The organism is Rhodanobacter sp. IGA1.0 (assembly GCF_040208325.1).
Taxonomy (GTDB): domain Bacteria; phylum Pseudomonadota; class Gammaproteobacteria; order Xanthomonadales; family Rhodanobacteraceae; genus Rhodanobacter; species Rhodanobacter spathiphylli.
On the sequence record NZ_CP157948.1, the window covers coordinates 3,242,220 to 3,261,287 of the forward strand.

At 67.9% G+C, this 19,068-nt stretch carries 17 protein-coding genes; 8 read left to right on the forward strand and 9 right to left on the reverse strand.

The features are described 5' to 3' along the window. Position 1: 1 nt before the first annotated feature. The 5 genes from ABNK63_RS14635 to ABNK63_RS14655 all read left to right on the forward strand — a co-directional run bounded on the left by ABNK63_RS14635 (position 2) and on the right by ABNK63_RS14655 (position 8,168). Complete coding sequence (locus ABNK63_RS14635) at positions 2 to 1,603, forward strand: aldehyde dehydrogenase (NADP(+)) (protein ID WP_350016032.1); 1,602 nt, start codon at positions 2 to 4, stop codon at positions 1,601 to 1,603. Beyond that, positions 1,600 to 2,817 (forward strand): Xaa-Pro peptidase family protein, encoded by a 1,218-nt coding sequence (locus ABNK63_RS14640; RefSeq protein WP_350016033.1) that lies wholly within the window; start codon positions 1,600 to 1,602, stop codon positions 2,815 to 2,817. Before ABNK63_RS14635 ends, ABNK63_RS14640 begins: the two co-directional genes overlap by 4 nt. Positions 2,818 to 2,853: 36 nt before the next feature. Then, entirely contained in the window at positions 2,854 to 4,632 is a 1,779-nt protein-coding gene (locus ABNK63_RS14645; protein WP_350016034.1) for a DUF885 family protein, read from the forward strand. Positions 4,633 to 4,747: 115 nt separating this feature from the next. Next, positions 4,748 to 6,316 (forward strand): APC family permease, encoded by a 1,569-nt coding sequence (locus tag ABNK63_RS14650; protein ID WP_350016035.1) that lies wholly within the window; start codon positions 4,748 to 4,750, stop codon positions 6,314 to 6,316. A 292-nt stretch (positions 6,317 to 6,608) separates the two neighbouring features. Next, the gene (locus ABNK63_RS14655; protein WP_350016036.1) at positions 6,609 to 8,168 is read left to right on the forward strand and encodes an FAD-dependent monooxygenase; all 1,560 of its coding nucleotides are present in this window, start codon (positions 6,609 to 6,611) and stop codon (positions 8,166 to 8,168) included. A gap of 201 nt (positions 8,169 to 8,369) precedes the next feature. Here ABNK63_RS14655 and ABNK63_RS14660 read toward each other — a convergent pair whose 3' ends face one another. Both ABNK63_RS14660 and ABNK63_RS14665 read right to left on the reverse strand, forming a co-directional pair. Continuing rightward, entirely contained in the window at positions 8,370 to 11,033 is a 2,664-nt protein-coding gene (locus ABNK63_RS14660) for a M9 family metallopeptidase (RefSeq protein ID WP_350016037.1), read from the reverse strand. 322 nt (positions 11,034 to 11,355) lie between these two features. After that, on the reverse strand, positions 11,356 to 11,721 hold the full coding sequence (locus ABNK63_RS14665) for a hypothetical protein (protein WP_238530926.1): 366 nt from the start codon (positions 11,719 to 11,721) through the stop codon (positions 11,356 to 11,358). 121 nt (positions 11,722 to 11,842) lie between these two features. Between ABNK63_RS14665 and pncA the strand changes: the two genes are divergently transcribed. Then, positions 11,843 to 12,472: a bifunctional nicotinamidase/pyrazinamidase gene (gene pncA, locus ABNK63_RS14670; RefSeq protein ID WP_350016038.1), complete on the forward strand. Its 630-nt coding sequence runs from the start codon at positions 11,843 to 11,845 to the stop codon at positions 12,470 to 12,472. A gap of 14 nt (positions 12,473 to 12,486) precedes the next feature. On the opposite strand, the gene ABNK63_RS14675 is transcribed toward pncA, so the two are convergent. The 4 genes from ABNK63_RS14675 to ABNK63_RS14690 form a co-directional block, all read right to left on the reverse strand. Next, complete coding sequence (locus ABNK63_RS14675; RefSeq protein WP_350016039.1) at positions 12,487 to 12,675, reverse strand: CPXCG motif-containing cysteine-rich protein; 189 nt, start codon at positions 12,673 to 12,675, stop codon at positions 12,487 to 12,489. 207 nt (positions 12,676 to 12,882) lie between these two features. Beyond that, positions 12,883 to 13,338, reverse strand: coding sequence for a putative toxin-antitoxin system toxin component, PIN family (locus ABNK63_RS14680; RefSeq protein WP_350016040.1), 456 nt, complete (start codon positions 13,336 to 13,338; stop codon positions 12,883 to 12,885). 106 nt (positions 13,339 to 13,444) lie between these two features. Continuing rightward, positions 13,445 to 14,494: a hypothetical protein gene (locus ABNK63_RS14685; RefSeq protein ID WP_350016041.1), complete on the reverse strand. Its 1,050-nt coding sequence runs from the start codon at positions 14,492 to 14,494 to the stop codon at positions 13,445 to 13,447. 45 nt (positions 14,495 to 14,539) lie between these two features. Beyond that, complete coding sequence (locus ABNK63_RS14690) at positions 14,540 to 14,866, reverse strand: hypothetical protein (protein WP_350016042.1); 327 nt, start codon at positions 14,864 to 14,866, stop codon at positions 14,540 to 14,542. Between the two features lie 183 nt (positions 14,867 to 15,049). Here ABNK63_RS14690 and ABNK63_RS14695 point away from each other — a divergent pair, with 183 nt between their 5' ends. Then, positions 15,050 to 17,014: a winged helix-turn-helix domain-containing protein gene (locus ABNK63_RS14695; protein WP_350016043.1), complete on the forward strand. Its 1,965-nt coding sequence runs from the start codon at positions 15,050 to 15,052 to the stop codon at positions 17,012 to 17,014. Positions 17,015 to 17,118: 104 nt separating this feature from the next. Next, positions 17,119 to 17,373: a hypothetical protein gene (locus ABNK63_RS14700; protein WP_007808313.1), complete on the forward strand. Its 255-nt coding sequence runs from the start codon at positions 17,119 to 17,121 to the stop codon at positions 17,371 to 17,373. A gap of 31 nt (positions 17,374 to 17,404) precedes the next feature. Here the strand turns inward: ABNK63_RS14700 and ABNK63_RS14705 are convergent, their stop codons facing one another. The 3 genes from ABNK63_RS14705 to ABNK63_RS14715 are packed head-to-tail and all read right to left on the reverse strand — an operon-like array spanning position 17,405 to position 19,061. Beyond that, positions 17,405 to 18,136: an HAD family hydrolase gene (locus tag ABNK63_RS14705; protein ID WP_350016044.1), complete on the reverse strand. Its 732-nt coding sequence runs from the start codon at positions 18,134 to 18,136 to the stop codon at positions 17,405 to 17,407. A 26-nt stretch (positions 18,137 to 18,162) separates the two neighbouring features. Then, the gene (locus ABNK63_RS14710) at positions 18,163 to 18,684 is read right to left on the reverse strand and encodes a hypothetical protein (protein ID WP_350016045.1); all 522 of its coding nucleotides are present in this window, start codon (positions 18,682 to 18,684) and stop codon (positions 18,163 to 18,165) included. Positions 18,685 to 18,686: 2 nt separating this feature from the next. Beyond that, positions 18,687 to 19,061, reverse strand: a complete 375-nt coding sequence (locus tag ABNK63_RS14715) for a YciI family protein (RefSeq protein ID WP_040673312.1) — start codon at positions 19,059 to 19,061, stop codon at positions 18,687 to 18,689. Positions 19,062 to 19,068: the final 7 nt, after the last annotated feature.

Genomic DNA, 19,068 nt, shown 5'->3' on the forward strand with positions numbered 1-19,068 from the left:
GATGGACGTCCAGGCCTCGCTGGTCGGCGGCCGCTGGCGCGCACCCGCGTCCCCGGCGAAGTCGTTTCGCGCGGTGGACCCGGCCACCGGCGAAACCATCGGGCCAGCCTTTCCCGTCAACAGCGCCGACGAGATCGAAGCGGCGCTGGGCAGCGCCTGCGCGGCGGCCGCCGAACTCGCCGCGACGCCCGCTGCCCGCATCGCCGACTTCCTCGATGCGTACGCCCAGGCCATCGAGGACGATGCCGCCACCCTGGTGGCGCTGGCCCATGCGGAAACCGCCTTGCCCGCCGAAACCCGGCTGGCGGCGGTGGAGCTGCCGCGCACCACACGGCAGTTGCGCATGGCGGCGCAGGCAGCGCGCGAGCACAGTTGGACGCATCCGGTGATCGATACCGCCGGCGGCCTGCGCTCCCACTACGCCCCGCTGCACAAGCCGGTGCTGATCTTCGGGCCGAACAATTTCCCGTTCGCGTTCAACGCGGTCGCCGGCAGCGACTTCGCCTCGGCCATCGCCGCACGCAATCCGGTGATCGCCAAGGCCCATCCCTCGCACCCGGCCACCAGCCGGCGGCTCGCCGAGTTGGCGTACGGCGCCTTGCGCCAGGTCGGCCTGCCGCCCGCCACCGTGCAGTTGCTGTATCAGTTCGATGCCGAGCTTGGCCTGCGACTGGCCGGTGACGCGCGCCTGGGCGCGATCGGCTTCACCGGCAGCCGCCACGCCGGCATGGCGCTCAAGGCGGCGGCGGACCGCGCCGGCATTCCGGCCTACATGGAGATGTCCAGCGTCAATCCGGTCTTCATGCTGCCGGGCGCGCTGGCCGAGCGCGGTGAACTGCTGGCGCAGGAGTTCTTCGCCTCCTGCACGATGGGCGCCGGGCAGTTCTGCACCAATCCCGGTTTGCTGGTGGTGCCGGAAGACGCCGCCGGCGACGCCTTTGTCAGTGCCACCCTGCCGCTGTTTGCCGCGGCGCCGCCCGGCGTGCTGTTCGGCCGCGGCGTGCTCGATCACCTGGAAGCCTCGGTCGCCGCGCTCTGCGGCTGGGGCGCGACATGCCTCGTCGGCGGCACGTCGGCTGGGCCGGGCTTTCGCTATCGGCCCACCCTGCTGCAGGTCGGCGCGCGCGCGTTTCTCAAGCACCCGCGCGAACTGCAACGCGAGGCTTTCGGGCCGACCAGCCTGCTGGTGCGCCCGCGTGACGCCGACGACATGCTGGCCATCGCGGCAAGCTTCGAAGGCAACCTCACCGGTACCTTCCATGCCGCCAGCGATGGCAGTGACGACACCTTGCTGGCGTCACTGGCGCGGATACTGCGCCCGCGGGTCGGTCGAATGATCATGAATCGCATGCCCACCGGCGTCGCGGTCAGCCCGGCGATGAACCACGGCGGCCCCTACCCCAGCACCAGCCACGCCGGCTTCACCGCCGTCGGCATGCCGGCGGCGATCCGCCGCTTCGCCGCGCTGCACTGCTACGACCACGTGACCGACAGCTTGTTGCCCGACGAACTGCGCGACCGCAACCCCGGCAAGGTCGCCCGCCTGGTCGACGGCCATTGGCGCGACGATGATCTCGCCCCCCGCGGAGAAAACGGGCCATGACCCCACACGACAGCGGCCGCCAGATCGGTGGCCTGGACATGGCCACCGTGCGCGCCGGGCTGCAGCGCTGGCCGGCCGCCGCGGCGCCGATCAGCGGCTACGAATACGGCCAGCGCCAGCACCGTGCGCGCGTGCTGATGCGCGAACTCGGGGTCGATGCCCTGCTGGTCACCGCCGGCGCATCGCTGCGCTACTTCACCGGCGTCGGCTGGGGCGCCAGCGAGCGGCTGGTGGCCTTGCTGATCACCGCCCAGGGCGGACCGATCATGATCTGCCCCGCGTTCGAGACCGGCTCGCTGGATCGCGTGTTGCGCAGCAGTGCCGACATCCGCACCTGGGAAGAACACGAAAGCCCGCACGCACTCGTGGTGCAGGCGATGCAGGAGCGACGCGCCAGCACGCTCGCACTCGATCCCGCGGCAGCCTACGTCGTGGCCACGCGCCTGGTCGATGCGCTGGGCGAACGCCGCCTGATCGATGCCAGCCCGATCATCGACGGCTGCCGCATGCGCAAGTCGAGCGCCGAGCTGGCCCTCATGCAGCAAGCCACCGCGATGACGCTGCAGGTGCAGCGACTGGCGGCGGGCGTGCTGCACGAAGGCATCAGCAACCACGCACTGGTGCGCTTCATCGACGACGCCCACCGTGCGCTGGGCGCCGACAACGGCTCCACCTTCTGCATCGTGCAGTTCGGCCAGGCCACCGCCTATCCGCACGGCATCCCCGGCGAACAGCGGCTGGCCGCGGACGAGCTGGTGCTGATCGACACCGGCTGCTCGGTGCAGGGTTACAACTCCGACATCACGCGCTGCTACATGTTCGGACGTCCGAACGCGGAGCAGGCGCGCATCTGGGAACTGGAACACGCCGCGCAACGCGCCGCGTTCGACACGGTACGCCCCGGCGTGCCGTGCGAGGCGGTGGACGCCGCCGCGCGCGCGGTGGTGGAGCGTGCCGGCCTGGGGCCGGACTACCGCCTGCCCGGCATTCCCCACCGCACCGGCCACGGCTGTGGCCTGAGCATCCACGAGACGCCCTACCTGGTGCGCGGCGACACCACCGCGCTGGAGCCCGGCATGTGCTGCAGCAACGAACCGATGATCGTGCTGCCCGACCGCTTCGGCATCCGCCTGGAAGACCACTTCCACGTCACCGCCGAAGGCGCGGCCTGGTTCACCCAGCCATCGCCCGCCATCGACCAGCCCTTTGCCTGACCAGCATGCCTTGATCCACGCCATCGGAGCGCCGCCATGTCAAAGTTGATCGCCCGCCTCGGCACCCTCGCCTGCCTCGGCATCGTGTCCGTCGCCGCCGCCGCGAACGACGATGCCGCCAGGCGTTTCCACACGCTTTCCACCCAGGAGTGGACATGGCGGCAGGCGCAGTTCGCCGGTGCCGACGACGAAGACACCCAGGCGCTGCCCGCCGATCACCTGCCGCGGGTCGATGCCGCCACCCAGGCCGCGCGCGAACGGTACTGGAGCGATGTGCTGAAGCAGCTCGATGCGATCCCCGCCGACGCCCTGCACGGCGATGATCAGGTCAGCTACCTGGTCTACCGCAACCAGGTCGAAACCCTGCTGGCCGACCAGCGCTTCCGCACTTGGCAGATGCCGTTCAACAGCGACACCTCGTTCTGGGGCAATCTCGGCTTCACCGCGCGACGACCGCTGCGCAACGCAGACGACTACCGCCGCTACATCGGTCTGTTGCGCGACATCCCGCGCTACTTCGACGAGCAGATCGCCAACATGCGCGCCGGCCTCGCGCGCGGCTTCAGCGTGCCGCGGATCACCCTGGCCGGGCGCGACCAGGCGATCGCCGCGGTGGCCCAGGCGCAAGGCACGGACAGCCTGTTCTACACGCCGTTCCGGCAGATGCCAGCGGGCATCCCGGCGGACGAACAGGCCCGTCTGCGCGCCGCCGGCCTGGCGGCCATCCATGACGCCCTGGCACCGGCCCATGCGCGGCTGCTCGACTTCATCCGCAACGTGTACATGAAGCAGGCACGCGACAGCCTGGCCGCCGAGGCGATGCCGGACGGCAAGGCGTTCTACCGCGCGCAGATCCGCAAGTACACCACGCTGGACATGAGCCCCGACGCGATCCATGCACTGGGCCTGCGCGAGGTGGCGCGCCTGCACGCGGAGATGGCGCAGGCCATCGGCGAGACCGGCTTCAAGGGCAGCTTCGCCGGGTTCCTGCATGAGCTGCGCACCGATCCGAAGTTCTACCCGAGGAGCGCCGATGAACTGCTCAAGCAGGCCGCCTGGATCGCCAACCGGGTCAACGGAAAAATCGGCCAGTACGTCGGCCGGCTGCCGCGCCAGCGCTTCCTGATCGAGCCGGTGCCGGCGGATCTTGCGCCGTTCTATACCGGGGGTCGCGGTGGCGCCGGCTACTACATGGTCAACACCTACGACCTGCCTTCGCGCCCGCTGTATGCACTCACCGCCCTGACCCTGCACGAGTCCTCGCCCGGCCATGGCCTGCAGATGCCGCTGGCGGCCGAGCACGAAGGCTTGCCGGCATTCCGCCGCAGCAACCACCTCTCCGCCTATACCGAAGGCTGGGCGCTGTACTCGGAACGGCTTGGCGTGGAGATGGGCATGTACGACACGCCCTACGACCGCTTCGGCTACCTCGGCTACCAGATGTGGCGTGCCTGCCGGCTGGTGGTCGATACCGGCATCCACCACCTGGGCTGGAGCCGCCAACAGGCGCTTGCCTACATGCGCGAGAACACCGCGCTGGGCGAACACGAGATCGAGACCGAGGTCGACCGCTACATCGCCTGGCCGGGCCAGGCGCTGGCTTACTACCTGGGCGAAATGGCCATCGTGGACGCGCGTGCGCGCGCCGAAAAGGCACTGGGCGAACGCTTTGACCTGCGTGCCTTCCACGACACCGTGCTGGCGCTCGGCTCGGTGCCGCTGCCGGTGTTGCAGCAACAGGTCGACCGCTTCATCGCCCATGGCGGCAAGTCGCCCTACGCCGACGAAAAGCCCTGCGCCTGCAAGTCGCCCTGACCGCCGCGGCGCGGCGCGGGCGCAGGCCCAGCGCCGTGCCGGAAGCCTGCACTCTTGCTCGTGATCGTGCGTTGCGATCACCGCCGTCCTCCACGCCGCCGCCGGATCACGTGCCATGCCCTCCACGGGAAAGTTTCATCGACAGCTCAGCCTCACCGACCTGACCTTCATCGGCCTGGGCGCCATCTTCGGCTCGGGCTGGTTGTTCGCGGCCAGCCATGTCGCGGCCATCGCCGGGCCGGCCGGCATCCTGTCCTGGCTGATCGGCGGGGCGGCGGTGTTGCTGCTGGGCCTGGTCTACTGCGAGCTGGGCGCGGCGCTGCCGCGCGCCGGCGGCGTGGTGCGCTACCCGGAATATTCGCATGGCCTGTTGCTGGGCTCGCTGATGGGTTTCATCACCCTGATCGCGTTTTCCAGCCTCATCGCCATCGAAACCGTGGCCTGCCGCCAATATGCGGCGGCCTGGTTTCCCGCCCTGAATCGCGACGCCAGCGGCGCCCCGACCCTGCTGGGCTGGCTGGTGCAGCTGGCACTGCTGACACTGTTTTTTGCGCTCAACTATTTCAGCGTGAAGACCTTTGCCAGGGCCAACAACCTCATCAGCATCTTCAAGTTCATCGTGCCCGTGCTGGTCATCGTCGTGCTGCTGTCGCACTTCCAGCCGCAGAACATGAGCGTGCACGGTTTTACGCCTTACGGCTTCAGCGGCGTGGAGGCAGCGGTCTCCGCCGGCGGCATCATCTTCGCCTACCTGGGGCTGACGCCGATCATCTCGGTGGCCAGCGAGGTACGCGACCCGCAGCGCACCATTCCGATCGCGCTGATCCTGTCGGTGCTGCTGTCCACCGTGATCTACCTGCTGCTGCAGGTGGCCTTTCTGGGCAGCATCCCCACCCCCATGCTGGCGCAGGGCTGGGGCGGGATCGGTGCGATGTTCTCGCTGCCCTACCACGACATCGCCATCACCCTGGGCATCGGCTGGCTGGCCGCGCTGGTGGTGTGCGACGCGGCGATCTCGCCCAGCGGCACCGGCAACATCTACATGAACGCCACGCCTCGCGTGGTCTATGGCTGGGCACGCAGCGGCGCGTTCTTCAAGCTGTTCACACGTGTCGATGCCGACTCCGGCATCCCGCGCCCCGCGCTGTGGCTGAGCTTCGCACTGTCGGTGTTCTGGACCTTGCCGTTCCCCTCGTGGGAAGCCCTGATCAGCGTGGTGTCGGCTGCTCTGGTACTGAGCTATGCGGTGGCACCGATCACCGTCGCGGCGCTGCGCCGCACCGCGCCGGAGCTGCCACGGCCATTCAAGGTGCGCGGCTTCGGCCTGCTCGGCCCGCTCTCCTTCGTGGTGGCCACCTTGATCGTGTACTGGTCGGGCTGGCAGACCGTGTCATGGCTGCTGGGCCTGCAGATCGTGCTGTACGGGGTCCATGCCCTGTGCAGGCGGCCCTCGCCCGAAGAGCGTTCCAGGTTTCGTCAGGACGTGTCTTCGTCGTGGTGGCTGATCGTCTACTACGCACTGCTCATCGCGTTGTCCTGCCTGGGCACTTTCGGTGGCCGCGGCGTCCTCGGCCATCCCTGGGACTCGCTGGCCGCCGCCGTCGTGGCGCTGCTCATCTACCGCTGGGGCGCCCGCAGCGGACTGCCGGCCCATTTGCTCGACCTGGGCAGCGATGACGACTGAGCGTCCGGCACATGATGCGCTGTCGGCATCCTCGCGTTCGCCATGAACGCGGTGGTCTTGTCGGCTGCCGCCTGTTGCCGCCACCCCATCGGAATGACAAGATGCCGTGTCGGAAAAGGCAGACTTGGTTTGGTAAGCCCAAGTCCTTTCGGTAACGAAAGCTCTGGTCTTTGGCTTCGTGCACAAGACCCCCGCGACGAACAGGTGGCGCCATCCAGGCGTCCAAACGTTCGTCCGCAGGGTTCTCATTCTCGAAGAACGCTCCGGTCGAACATCGACCCAGGAGCAGTTCATGCACAAGCATCACCCGGATATCCATGACGTCGTCATTGCCGGCGGCGGCCCCGTCGGCCTGTTTCTCGCCTGCGAGCTGCGCCTGTTGAACCTGTCGGTTCTGGTGCTGGAGCGATCCGAGGATCCCCACTCTCCCTTGAAGCGCCTTCCGTTCGGGATGCGCGGCCTTTCGGCGGCCACCCTGGAAGCCCTCTACCGTCGTGGCTTGCTGGACGAGGTCGTCGCGGCGCAGCGTGCGAATGATGCCGCAGGCGATATGGCGACATCGGCACACGGGAAGGAACAGTCGCGTCGGCCGGCCGGCCATTTTGCGGGCATCCAGTTCTATCACGAGGACATCGACAGCTCGAAGTGGCCGTATCGCCTGCCCAGCCCGGCCGACACCAGCATGGCCGTCGCGTTGGAGACGCTCGAAACCGTCCTGGCTCGCCGGGCCAGCGCGATGGGCGCCGACATTCGGCGCGGCTTCAGCGTCGACGCCTTTCACGCGTCGGACGAAGAGGTGGCCGTTCACGCCGGCGGGGAGACGTTTCGCGGGCGCTGGCTGGTCGGTTGCGATGGTGGCCGAAGTGCCGTGCGCAAGGCCGGCGGCTTCGATTTCGTCGGCACCGATCCCGAGTGCACCGGCTATTCCGTCGACGTCGAGATGGCCGACCCGGAAGCGCTCCCGCCCGGCCGGCACTACACGCCGACCGGCATGTACACCCATGCGCGGCCCGGCACCATCGCGATGGTGGCATTCGACGGCGGTGCCTTCCACCGGGTCCAGCCGATCACGCGGGAGCATGTGCAGGCGGTCTTGCGGCGCGTGTCCGGCACGCAGGTCACTTTGACAAAGCTTCGGCTCGCCACCACCTGGACGGATCGCGCCTGCCAGGCAACCGCGTATCGCCAGGGGCGGGTGCTGCTCGCAGGCGATGCCGCGCACATTCATTCGCCCCTGGGCGGTCAAGGGCTCAATCTCGGGCTCGGCGACGCGCTGAACCTGGGCTGGAAGCTGGCATCCACGATCCGTGGCGACGCGCCGGCCGACCTGCTCGACAGCTACCCGCTGGAGCGGCATCCGGTGGGAGCGCGCGTGCTCGACTGGTCGCGCGCGCAAGTGGCGCTCATGCGGCCCACCCCCAGCACGCGCGCGCTGGAAGCCATCATCCGCGATCTCATCGCGACCCGCGATGGCGCGACGTATTTCGCCGAGCGCGTGTGGGGCGTTTCGCTCCGCTACGATCTTGGCGGCAGTCATCCCCTGGTGGGCCGCAGCGTTCCCGACTTCGAACGGCTCGACGGTACGAAGGTCGGCAGCCTTCTGCGCGAAGGGAAAGGCCTCATGCTGGACTTCGATGCAGGCGCATCGCTTCAGGCGCTTGCAAGCCGATGGCGAGGCCGGGTCATCCATGTCGCAGGCGACGTCAGGGATTCGCTGGGTTTGCGTGCGGTACTTGTTCGCCCTGACGGGTTCGTCGCGTGGGCGAGTGAGGCCGTTCCTGACGACAGGGAGATTGCCCAGGCCTTGTCGCGATGGTTTGGCGAGCCTGGGGATGCGGGTGAATCCGCCTAGTCGATAGCTGCCTGATCCGGTGTGATTCCCGCCGGAACGGTTCCGGCGGCCGCGCCTCAAGCGATGCGCAACCACATCTCCGGAAACGACGAACCCTCGCGATCGACGATCGCGAGGGTTCGGATGATTCGTTGCATTTCAATCGATCATCCCGGCGGCAGGCAACCACGCGTGGCTTGCCTGCCGCCGGGATGCGACACTTCATGGAGTCAGCCTGGCCCTCACCGCCACGCCGGAGTAAGGCGCGGCAGCCGTCACGGCAACGTAGTAATACGTGTTGCCGCTGGGTTGCGCGATGTCAATCGATTCGCTGTTGCCGCTGTGCGCCGACAGCTGGTCGTAGTCGGTTGCCGACGGCCAGCCGCGGCGGCTGACGTAAAGATCGGCATTGCCCGTGCCTCCCGTGGTTTCCACATGCAGGCCGGTCGTGCCATTCGGTACCAGGATGTAGAAGTACTCGGTGTCACCCACGCGGGTGGCCTGCACGTTGCTGTGCTGGCAACCGCTGGCAAGCATGCCGGCATCCCCGGTGCATTCCGGCCAGGTGGCTGGTGGCGGCGTGGTGGACCCGCCCCCCAACGATGCACTGACCGCCACGCCGGAATAAGGCGCCGTGGCAACGACCGCGACGTAGTAGTAGCCCGCAGCCGACGGCGGCGTGACACTGACGCTCTCGGTATTGCTGCTGCCGGTCGAGCGCTTGTCGTAGTCGGTGGTGCTGGGCCAGCCACGTGCGCTGACGTACAGGTCCGCATTGCCGCTGCCACCGACGGTATTGATCGTCAGCGATGGCGTATTGGCCGGCAGGTAGATGTAGAAGTACTGGCTGTCACCGGCACGCGAGGCCTGCACGTTGCTGACCTGGCAACCGTCGGCGAGCAGGCCCGAGGATCCCGGACACTCCGGCAGGTTGGACGGCGGCGTGGTCGGCGGCGGGTCGGTGGGCGGCGGGTCCGTCGGCGGCGGCGTGCTGGGAGGCGGCGTGGTGGTGCCGCCGCAGGTGGAGGTGTCGCCCTGGTTCGCGTTCAGGCAACCCAGCCAGGTGTTCCAGTCACTGTCATGGGTGTTGTGGATCGACTGCAGGTAGCTGGCGTAGCCGGTGTAGTTGCCCGGACGGAAGTAGCCCAGGATCTGCCCGACCTGCTGCGGCTGCTTCTCGAACATGTAGCGCACGCCGAGGTAGCCCCAGCGATAGACGCGCTCTTCGCCGCTGTTGTAGTCGTTGTCGTAAACGGTACTCAACGGGAATTGCCTGGTGCCCGCGTCGGCGATCGCTTCCGGATACGGAATGCCGCGATAGCTGTACGACACGTACTCGGCCAGGCCTTCCACCCACCAGACGCTCGGCACGCTCATCGCGGCGTTGAAATCGCCGTACATGTCGAAGCGACCGTCCAGGTAATGCACGTACTCGTGGGTGAGGTTCCACACCTCGAAGGTCGGCCGCATCCATTCCGCTTCATACGCGACGAAGCGCGGCTGGTTGGCCGGATCGGACGGATCGCCTTCCAGGTACATGCCGCCGTTGTTGGTGTCGTTGCCGAAGATCACCCCGGAATACGTCTGGTAATCCGTGCTCGAGTGGAAGATCACCAGTTCGAGCATGGTGTTGTGGTCGTTCGCCACCGGCGTGTTGCCGTCGTTCACCCGGTCGTGGAAGTATTGCTCTTCGTTGATCACCTTGTTGCAGGTTTCCGTCACCTGCGCAGGAGTCAACGCCTGCGCGCGCAGGCGCAGGTCCGGGCTGCACTGGGTGGTGATCGGCAGCACCACCTGGGCCAGCTGGGTCTGGAAGTTGCAGATGCCGAAATAGCTGCAGTCCGCATGATCGTAGAAGTCGGCCACGTCAGCCGTGCCCACCCAGATCGACGCGCCCGCGCCGGTCATGCTGTAGGCCGTAAGGATGCTCTTGACCTGCGGCTTCACCGTGGGCTGCAGCGAGGTGTACTGCAGGAAGCGAGCTAGTTCGCGACTGGCATTGGAGAGCAGGTACTCGTTGTCGGTGCCTACCTCGGCAGCATTGCGCGACACGAAGCCCGACAGGCTGGTGGTGATGCTTGCATCGCTTTGCACCAGCGCCTGGAAGTCCGCGTTGTAGTGACCGCGGAACAATACGGTGAACACGTTGTTCACCGCCGACATCATGTACCAGTACGAGTGGTAGCTCGCGTTGTAGCGATCGAGCAGACCCTTCACCGTGTTCATCTGGTGGGCGTTTTCACCCGAGCTGTCGATCAGGGTGACGAACTCGGCCAGTACCGCGCCGTGGTCGTCATTGACGTCGCGGAAATGCGAGTTCGCCACGAACGCGTCCAGCGCAGGGCGGATGGCATTCTTCAGCGGCGTGCCGTAGGTGCCCACATCCGTGGGGTCGCCGTATTGCACGTAGTAGCCCGCGCGCAGGAACAGGATCAGCTGCAAGGTGCCCGCACTGTTGTTGCCCGCGTAGCTGGCGGCGTTCGACTGCAACGCATTGGCGATCGTCACCATCTTCGCCTGATTGAACACCTGGCCTGCGCTGGCACCGGTCACGCCGAACAAGGTGTTGATGCAACCGTCCACCGACGAATTGCGCACCAGGGTGACCAGGGTGCTGCCGCTGGCCGACGCGAAGGCGTTGACGTCACAGGCGGCCGTGGCCGCGGCCAGACTCCTGCGCAACGAGGTCGACTGGTTGCGTTCGGGACGATCGTAGTCGGTGTACAGGTGCTCGCGCGACGACGATTGTGGCGGGCGCTCGTTCGGCTTGAGTGGACGCAGCTGGTGGTGCCGCAGCGTTGGCTGCAGTCCGGTCGTGCGCAGTGCTGCGGCGGTCGGCGCCGGTGTTTTCTTCTGAACCTTTGTCGGCGCCGCATAAAGCGGCAAGCTGCATCCAAGCGCCAACAGAACCGCACTCACGCATCGCGCGAGTGTCTTTCGCGTGTAATTGTCCATGTTCCCCTCCATTGAAGACCCCCCTGGCCTGACTCGCGGCGACATCGGTTCGGCTTTGCAGCGCGTTCGACGAAGCGGCGGGTCGGTGGTCATGCTAGGGGTGGAACAAAGAGGGGTTCTAGATCATGTTGGCGGCAGGCACGATGGAAGTCGGCACAGTCCGCTGCGCGACCCGTCGATGGCGTTCGCGCATGTGTGCAAACGTGACGCGGCGCACGTCCGTTCGCACTTCCTGGAACGAGCAGGGTCAGAACTACTTGCGCGGGCCGAAGCGACGCCGCCAGTCGCCGCTGCAGATCGCCCAGGCGACATAGATGCCCACGGCCACGCCGAGCACTTCAAACAGGGTGCGCAGGCCGATGCTGTCCGGATCGTGCACTTCGGCCAGCTTCACCTTGAGCAGTTGCAGCGACTGCATCCGCCCGTAGTTGAAATAGAACAGGTTCCACAGGTCGCCGCTGACGGTCAGTGCGCTGGCCAGCAGGAACGACCAGCCGATCTGCGGGCCGTAACTCCAGCCATTGCGCCGACCCAGCCAGTGGAACAACAGGAACAGGACGAATCCCGCCACGGCGGAAATCAGGCCGGCCTCCAGGCCACCGATGATCCCGTATCCCATCCACGACTGGTCGTACTGCACTGCGCGCCCCCGGTTCGTATGCGTGCGGCCATTATGGGTCATCCGGTCGCGCGGCCGGTTCCGGTTAGACTTTCGCCGCCTGCTCCACAAGAAACCGTCGATGACATCGAACCGCCCCGCCCATGCCGCGCTGATCCTGGTCGACGTGCAACCGGACTTCATGCCCGGTGGCGCGCTGGCCTGTCACGAGGGCGACGCCATCGTGCCCGGCACCGACGCCTTGCTGCGCGCGCGTCGCTTCCGCCACGTGGTCGCCACGCAGGACTGGCATCCGCCAGGCCACGTGTCGTTCGCCAGCCGTCATCCGGGACGCGCCGCGTTCGAGCGGATCGACCTGTACGGCCAGCCGCAGACGCTGTGGCCCGATCACTGCGTGCAGGGCACGGCCGGGGCCGAGCTGCATCCGGGCATCGACTGGTCGGCACTGGACGCGGTGATCCGCAAGGGCAGCGATCCCGCGGTGGATTCCTACAGCGGCTTTCGCGAGAACCACGGCCCGGATGGAAGCCGCCCCAGCACCGGCCTGGCCGGCTGGCTGCGCGAACGCGGCGTGGACGAGGTCGTGGTGTGCGGACTGGCCCGCGACGTCTGCGTGTTGTGGACGGCGCAGGATGCGCGGGAACTCGGCTTTCGCGCCAGCGTGCTGTGGGACCTCAGCCGCCCGGTGACGCCGACCAGCGATGCGGCCACCCGCGCCGCGCTGCTGGAGCAGGGCATCGGCATCGTGTAGCAGCGCGGGCTCGCTCAGGCGTCGTTCTCGCCGGATGCGCGCACCGCGACCGCGCCGTCCTCGTCGACCTCCACGCTCAGCGTGATCGGGCGACAGCACACCTGGCAATCCTCGATGTACTGCTGGCTGGCGATCGAGGCGTCGATCAGGATGCCGATCGATTCGCCGCAATACGGGCAATCGATGATCTCTGGCGTGAGCATGGCGCATCTCCACGGGTAGCCGGGCCAGTACAGCACGAATCGAGAGGTTGTGATCGTTCAACCTCTCAGGCCGGCCAGGGATGGCCGGACGCGGATCAAGCAGGCAAGTGCCTGATCCGCGTGAGTGCGTCCGGGCGTGTACCGGACGCACGACAGAAGAAAACCACGGGAAGTGGTTTTCTTCACAGGCCCTGAGTGACGCGGTCGTCAACCGTGGCGCGGCGACCAGGCCTGCGGCAGGCCGATCCAGAACAGCCCGTCGCGGGCGCAGCGCGGCGCCAGCTTCAGCAGTTCGTTGTCCTTGCTGACCAGCCAGCGTGCACCCGAGGCCTGCGCCAGCTCCAGGAACATCTGGTCATCCGGGTCCGCGCAGCGCGGCAGCGACACGCCGGGCGACGCGGCGGCCTGTTCGTCCGGCAGGCAGTGCACCAGGGCATCGAACGCGGCCTCGATGCCCGGCCGCGCCTCGGCGCTGACCGGCACCTGCGGATAGTGCAGCACGCGCAGCCATTCGGCGCGGCAGTCGCTGCGCGTCACCGCCTGGATGCGGCCCTCGCGCATCGCCACGTGCAGCGCGGCGGACTGCGCATCGTGGAACAGGAAGATGTCCAGGCACACGTTGGTGTCCAGCACGACGCGTGGTGGCGAAGAGGCGGCAATCATCGCGTCATGATGCGGCAATCAGGCCTTGCGATGCACGGCACGCCCGGGGCGAAACGAACAAGGCCGCGATGGCGATGGCCGCCGCGGCCGCGTTCCTCGCGCAGTTTCAGTCGCCGCCGCTCCTGTGCAACCTGACGCGCGTGCTGACGTAGACATCGCCGGGGTCGGCCGGCACCTGGGCGAAATGCTTGCGGCCGAAGTACAGGCGGGTGCCGTCGGCGGACAGCGTGGCGCGGGTTTCCGCGCCGTCTGGCGTGTTGACGGCGGTGTTCTCGATCGGACCGCGCACCGTCCACGGCGAGCGGGTATTCCGGCGCGTGGCGTACCAGATGTCCTGGTTGCGCGGATCGGCGCTGGCGCGGTTGCTGCTGAACACGATCTCCAGCCCGTCGCGGCGCACGTTCGGCATCAGGTCGGCGGCGTCGGTACTCAGCTCGGCCACGCGCACGCCGGGCCCGAAGCTGCCGTCGGCACGCTGGCGGCTGACGTAGATGTCATGGCTCTTGCTGTCCGGATAGCCGTCGCTGGAGAAGTACAGGAAGGTACCTTCGGCGGTTTCCACGATCGATGGACTGTATTCCGAACCCCTGGTGTTCGGGCCGCCCTCCGCATATCCGCCCAGGTCCACCGGTGTCGCCCAACCCGGCTGGCGATGCGCCGGGCCCCGGCCATGGAAGTCCGCATGGCCGCGCATGCCCCACGGCGGGCCCCAGCCGTGCGCCGGGGTTTCCCGGGTCAGGAAGATGTCGCCGGCCGGCGGGCTGCCCGCTGGCGGGGGCGGCATCGCCTTGCACCCGGTGCAATCCTCGGCGTTCTGCCGCGAGCTGACGAACAGCAGCCACCCGCCGGGCAGCGGCGTGGGGCAATAGTCGGCGGCGGTGGGGGAATTTGCCGGCTCACCGAGATTGGTGATGTCGTCCCAGCTGCGCATCGCGGCATTCCAGGTTGCGCGCCAGTTGTCCAGGCCGCCATTGCGGGTGGACATGAAGTACAGGTTCCGCCCGTTCGGCGATTCGATCGGGCAGCCTTCGGCGGCCGCCGTGTTGATCCCGGGTGCGGGCACCGCGTTGCTCCACGCGCCGTAATCGCCGGCGTAGACATGGGCCGACAGGACGACGGCGATGGCCAGTGCGCATTGTTGGTACTTGCGGTTCATGCGTATCTCCTTGCGTATGAGGTGGACAACCGCGGCAAGCCCCGCTCAGCGGGCTTGCCGCGCCATGGCGACGAGGCGTGGCTCGCCTTGCGAAAGCCGCTGCATCACGACCTGCACGTGATCGACGCCGCGCCCCTGGCAGGCGCGACCGATCCCGGCCATCAGTCGCTCGCGCGCGGCGTAGACTTGGCCGAAGTTGTGCAGGTCGGTCCATGCCTCGATCTGGCGCTGGGTGGGCAGGCGGGGTGACGCGCAATCGGCGACATACCCGGTGACCCGGACCGACGGCAGCGTCGCCGCGCCCTCCTGGGCAAAGGCCGGTGCGATACATGCCGTGAGCAGGACGGCGGCGAAACGAAGGCGGCGGTTCATGGCGATCTCCTCGGGCGACATGCCGGCGGGTGCCGGTGTGGCCAGCTTCGGGAATGCAGCGCCACGGGTCTTGAGGCCACCGCTGGGGAAGCACTGGACATTGCTTGGATTCCTTGGGAAAACATTGGGGGCCGCCCCGCAGCGCAGGTTTCCGTCCACCCAGGTGCACCGCCACAGGACGCCATGGACCCGTCAACGCCCGCCCCGCTCGCCTTCGACGAATCCGCGATCGACTTCGCGGGCCGGCGCTTGCTGCGCGACGGCATCGAGCAACCGCTGGAACCCAAGGCCTTCGCCGTGCTGGCGCTGCTCGCCGGCACCCCCGGCCGGGTCTTCACCCGCGACGAGATCCTGGACGCCGTCTGGGGCCACCGCCACGTCACCCCGGGGGTGCTGAATCGGCTGATGACCCTGTTGCGGCACGCGCTCGGCGAGGACGCGAAAGCGGCGCGCTACCTGCACACCGTGCATGGCGTGGGTTACCGCTTCGACCTTCCCGAAGCCGCGCCCGACGACCCGCGGCAGGCCCTGCAGGCATCCGTGCCGGCAGCGCCGGTGGTGCCGGTGCCGTCCCCTGGCCCACCGCCCCGCTCCGGCGGGCGGCGCGCCAGCGACCGGGGCGCCATGCCGCGTGCGCTGCCGTGGTTGCTGCCGCTGCTGGCGTTGCTCGCCTTCGCCGGCTGGAGATGGTGGTCGCATGCGCCGAGCGCCCCGGGGCCGGTTCCGGAGCGCAGCATCGCGGTGCTGCCGCTGGTCAACGCCGGCAACGACGCGCAACAGGTGTACTTCTCCGACGGCCTGTCGGAAAGCCTGATCGACGCGTTGTCCCGATTCCAGGGACTGAAGGTGATCGGTCGCACCTCGGCCTTCCGCTTCCGCGACAGCAAGGACGACAGCGCGACGATCGGCCGCGAGCTGGGCGTGGCCTACCTGCTCGCCGGCAGCGTGCAGCGCGCCGGTGACGTCGTGCGCATCAACGCGTCACTGACCCGCGCCGCCGACGGCAGCACGCTGTGGACCGAGCACTACGACCGCCCGTACAGGAACCTGTTCGCCCTGCAGGACGAGATCGCCCAGGCGGTGGCCGGTGCGCTGCAACTGAAGCTGCTGTCGCCCGGAGCGGCAGCAAGGCCGAACGATCGCCCGCCCGGCGGCAACATCGACACCTACAACGTCTATCTGCAGGGCCTGCAGCATTGGCACAACCAGGATTTCCCCAAGGCCGCGGAGTACATGGCCCGGGCCGTGCAACTGGACCCGCAATACGCGATGGCATGGGCGTACCTGTCCGGATCGTGGAGTACCGTGGCCGCGTTCCGGGACGAGCCTCCCGCGGTGGCCCGCGAACAGCTTCGCCAATCGCGCCTGGCGGCGGACAAGGCGCTGCAACTGGCGCCCGGCCTGGGCCAGGCCCACGCGGCTCGCGCCTACCTGCAGTTCTACAGTTTCGATGCCCGCAGCGCCCTGGCCGAATGCCGCCGTGCCGTGCAGCTGGCGCCGGAAGACGGCACGGTGCTCAATGGCTGCGCCTTCGTGCTGGCCGGCCTGGGGAAACTGGGGGAGGCGATCGGGCTGCGCGAGCAGCTCCTCTCGATCGAGCCGCTGTACAACGTCAACGATTTCGAATACGCGAAGCTGCTGACGGCAACTGGCCGGCTGGACGAGGCGGCCAAGTACCTGCGCATCGCCGAGGGCCTGTCGCCACCGGAATCATCCCGGCCATACCGGGCCATGTATGCCGCCATCGCGCGCGGCGACGTGGATGCCGCGCAGGAGGCCGCCCGCAAGCAGCCCTCGCCGTGGCGCGAGATGAATCTGGCGATCGCCACGCAGATTTCCCCGGACCGCGCGGCGGCGGATGCGGCGCTGGCGAAGGTGCTCGCCGACAGGGTCTGGGCGAAAACCAGCCCCTATCTGGTCGCGCAAGCCTATGCGCTGCGCGGCGACGCGGACCGGACCATGGAATGGCTGGAGCGCGCGCCGGCCAAAGACATCCTGTTCATGCTGAGCGATCCGCTCATCCTGCGTTTCCGCGACGATTCGCGCCTGATCGCGTTCTGCCGGAAGACCGGCCTGCCGCCGCCGGGCGAAAGCGAGGCGCTGGGCATCGACCAGATCCGCGCCGCGAACAGCGCGCGGAACCCCTGAGGCGCGTCCGCCTTCGAGGACGGCCCCTGCCTCGACGCGCCGGCATCGGCGGCGAAACCGGCCATCCCTATACAATGCGTGCTTTCCGAGCGGAACCGACAACCATGGCCGAGCGCGAGTTCGACAACTACCTTGCCCGCTCCGGAGCCACCCTGGAAGGTTCGCGCTATGCCGCGTGGCTGGCGATCACCCCGCGCCGTCACGGCTTTCCGGTGTACTACGCGATCTGCGAGAACCGCAGCTTCCGCGACAGGGACATCGCCGAAGCGGCCGCCGCCAAGGCGCTGGCCGACATGACCGGGCTGGAGCCGGACGGCACGCCGATCTTTCCCGACGACTACACCGGTTTCGACGATTAGGGGCCAAGGCCGCTTGCGGCGATGGTGGCCGTCAGTGCCCGCCCTGGGCCGCGGCAGCCAGGGTGCGCAGGCGCTCCACCGCGGCGGGGATCGCCGCGGGCGCATCCACCGTGAGCACGCGCGGCTCGTCGTCGCCCAGGCCGTTCTCCAGTTCGTGCGCCCAGGTCACGTGGTACGGCAGGTGCACGCCCCAGCCGCCCAGGCGCACCACCGGTTCGATGTCCGAACGCAACGAGTTGCCGACCATCGCGAACTGTGCCGGCTGCAGGGCGAATTCGCCCAGCACGCGGCGATAGGTGGCGGCGTTCTTCTCCGACACGATCTCGATGCGGCGGAACAGGTCGGCCAGGCCGGATTGCGCCACCTTCTTTTCCTGGTGAAACAGGTCGCCCTTGGTGATCAGCACCACGTCGTGGTGCGCGGCCACCGCCTCGACCGCCTCGCGGATGCCCGGCAACAGTTCCACCGGATGCTGCAGCACGCTCTTGCCCAGCTCGACGATGCGGTGGATGTCGGCGGCGCTGATGCGGCTGTCGCTGAGCGCGATCGCGGTTTCCACCATCGACAGCGCCATGCCTTTCGCACCGTAGCCGAACAGCTGCAGGTTGCGCTGTTCGGTGACCAGCATGGTGTCGTGCACGCGCTGGTCGCCCAGGTCCACGTAGCGGCCCACGATCGCGGCGAACGCGTCGTTCGCCTCGCGGTAGTAGCCCTCGCTGTGCCACAGCGTGTCGTCGCCGTCGAAGCCGATCAGTTGCAGCATGCCTGTTCCGTTCCCTTCTGCGCCGCTCAGCCGAAGTCGCTGCCCAGGCGCAGGTTGATGTGCAGCGCCGTGGCCAGTTCGCGCATCGGCTCGTTGTCGCGGCTCAGCGTGATCCAGCCGGCATGCGAGTCGTCGTCGGTTTCCCAGGTCCACAAGGTGTAGCCGGCTTCGGCCAGGCGATCGTAGGCGATGCCGAGCAGGCTGCCGGCATCGGCATCGTCGAAATAGTCGTCGTCGTCCGGGTCGCCGTTCCAGTCGATCGACAGGTTCCAGCGCGCGCTGAGTTCGTCCAGCGCCTGCACCAGCGAGCGCAGGTCGTCCTCGGCGATCAGGAAACCCGCGCGCCAGTCGATCACCCTGGCCACCAGCTCGACCGGCTCGGACTCGTCGCCATCGGCGACCGCCTCGCGATAGGCGCTGAACTGCTGCAGCGCGGAGTCTTCGTCGCCCGGGTTGATCAGCAACAAGAGCTGCCAAACCAGCGCCTCGACCGAATCGTCTTCGTCGTCGAAGTCGCGGTCGTCCTCGAAATCGTCGTCGTCGCGCATGCTCAGGCGCCCACGCGCCGGCGCACCGCGTCCATGTCGCGGATCGGGCGGATCTCGATCGCGCCGGTGCGCGACCACGGGAAGTTCGAGGCGATGCGCACCGCCTCGTCCATGTCGGCCGCCTCGATCAGGTTGAAGCCGCCCAGGTACTCCTTGGTCTCGGCGTACGGCCCGTCGACCACGCTGGTGCGGCCGTCGCGCACGCGCACGGTGCGCGCGGTCGCCGGTGCTTCGAGTTGCTGCGAATCGTGCAATTGTCCGTTGGCGCGCAAGGCGTCGGCCTTGACGAAGCAGCCGTGCATCAGGGTATCGAACTCGCCTTCGGGCAGCGCGTCCAGCAAGGCGTCGTCGCAGTAGATCATCACGAGGTATTTCATGGTGTCC